This window comes from Megasphaera sp. AF13-6AC (assembly GCF_027685385.1).
Taxonomy (GTDB): domain Bacteria; phylum Bacillota; class Negativicutes; order Veillonellales; family Megasphaeraceae; genus Megasphaera; species Megasphaera micronuciformis.
In genome coordinates this window covers 1-1911 of record NZ_JAQCUN010000186.1, presented here as the reverse complement: position 1 = coordinate 1911, position 1911 = coordinate 1, and the positions used below count along the sequence as shown (strand labels likewise).

Below are 1911 nucleotides of genomic sequence, written 5' to 3'. Positions count from 1 at the left end.
TAGATTGAAAAACGGAAGCGGCAATATTTTCCTTGCTGGCTCCTTCATTCAGCAGAGCCTGAACATCCGTTTTAGCGAAAACGCCGCAACGTGCGGCAATGGGATAAAGCGTATCTGAATGCTCCGCCATTTCATTTAATCCCGCAGCATCAGTGTGTAAAAGCGTTGCCATTTGATCGATAAAAGCACCGGTACCGCCGGCGCAGGCCCCGTTCATGCGGTGTTCGTTACCGCCTGTGAGATACGTGATTTTAGCATCTTCGCCGCCTAATTCAATAATGACATCCGCCTGCGGATGATAGGTGCGAACGGATTTCGTACCGGCAATGACTTCCTGAATAAAAGGAATGTGCAAATGGTCAGCCAAGGCCATACCGCCGGAGCCGGTCATGGCAATAGAAATTTGCCGATCTCCGAAAACTTCATAGGCGTTTTCCAACAGGTCAAGCACTTTTTGTCGAATGTCTGTATAGTGACGTACGTAACAGGCGTGAAGACACTGCTTTACGTTATTTAAGACGGCAATTTTAACGGTAGTAGACCCGATATCAATGCCGATGTGCAATAAGTCTTTCATGAAAATCTCCTGTAATAAATTTGAATCGGACCATAAAGAATACAATAATAGTATAAATTAGGTTTATGGTCTATATATCATTATACCACATGCATGGAAATAGAAGATTCAAAAACACAAGCGTTTTGTAACAGTTCCCGATTCTGTATATCCTGTTCGAGAGTATAGAAGTATGTTAAAATGAAATGGCATAATGTTAAGAGACGGAGGCATTTTATGAAAAAATATATAACGGAACATCAGTCCCCGTATTTAGATTTACGGGCCGAAGTAACGGATATCCTTTTTGAAGGCAAGTCGGATTTCCAGAATATTGTTGTGGCCGATAGTAAGGAGTACGGAAGAATGTTGATGTTGGACGGTGTTTTTCAAACATCGGACAAGGACGAATTTACGTATCATGAAAATATTACACATATTCCTCTTTTTCTGCACCCTTCGCCTAAAAATGTATTGATCATTGGCGGCGGTGACGGGGGTGCTGCGAGAGAAGCCGTGCGTCATCCGGAAGTGGAACAGGTGACAATGGTAGATATTGACGGCAAGGTGATTGAACTGTCGAAGGAATATTTCCCCAAAATTTCGGCAGCTATTTTGGAAAACAATCCCAAGCTGACGGTTAAAGTAGGAGACGGAATTGCTTTTATGAAAGAAGCGGAAAATTTCTACGACGTTATTATTGTAGACTGCTCCGACCCGGTCGGTCCCGGAGAAGGCTTGTTTACGTACGATTTTTATAAGGACACGTATAAGGCTTTGAAGGATGACGGTATTTTCGTGCAGCAGACAGAGTCTCCGTTTATGCATCGTAAATTAGTACGTGAAGTATTTGATGCCGTAGGTGCCATTTTCCCGATTACGCGCCTATATACGGCTTTCATACCCCTCTACCCTACAGGGATGCACTGCTTTACCATGGGTTCGAAAAAATATGACCCTTTAACATGGGAATCCAATCGGAAGCAGACCTTTGAAACGAAATACTATAATGAAGGCATTCAGAAAAGTGCCTTCGTATTACCGAACTTCGTAAAAGAGTTGCTTTATGGCGAAAAAGATGTGTGATCGGTAAAAAAAGAGCTATTTTATAACAGCTCTTTTTTATGTATGCGGCTCAATATAAAAAATGATAGAGGCAGAAAGGGGAGTTATTCAACTTCGTCCGGTGACCGGTATTCATGGAATGCGAGAGAAGGGAAGTTCGGGTCAGCCATTTATGCACCGCTTGCAGCTTGCATTCTGGGACACGCTTACAGGCTACCTGTAAGCCACGCAGTAGACGGCAACCCCGCAGCCTTCGCCAGAAGGCTTGACTTTGAGGGGACGTCATGGTA

The 1911-nt window shown here is 43.6% G+C and carries 3 protein-coding genes; 2 read left to right on the top strand and 1 reads right to left on the bottom strand.

Features of this window, described 5'->3' with window-relative positions; genetic code table 11:
* Positions 1 to 577, bottom strand: a 577-nt coding sequence (locus tag PGX78_RS07910; RefSeq protein WP_333524021.1) for a BadF/BadG/BcrA/BcrD ATPase family protein, incomplete at its 3' end; no start/stop codon positions are given.
* 216 nt (positions 578 to 793) lie between these two features.
* Here PGX78_RS07910 and speE point away from each other — a divergent pair.
* Positions 794 to 1642 (top strand): polyamine aminopropyltransferase, encoded by an 849-nt coding sequence (gene speE, locus PGX78_RS07905; RefSeq protein ID WP_270446370.1) that lies wholly within the window; start codon positions 794 to 796, stop codon positions 1640 to 1642.
* Between the two features lie 42 nt (positions 1643 to 1684).
* A partial coding sequence (locus tag PGX78_RS07900) for a hypothetical protein (protein ID WP_270446369.1) occupies positions 1685 to 1911 on the top strand: 227 nt, incomplete at its 3' end.

Excerpts from the sequence above, each read along its gene's own strand:
- speE (WP_270446370.1), top strand. The coding sequence starts at position 794 with ATGAAAAAATATATAACGGAACATCAGTCCCCGTATTTAGATTTACGG.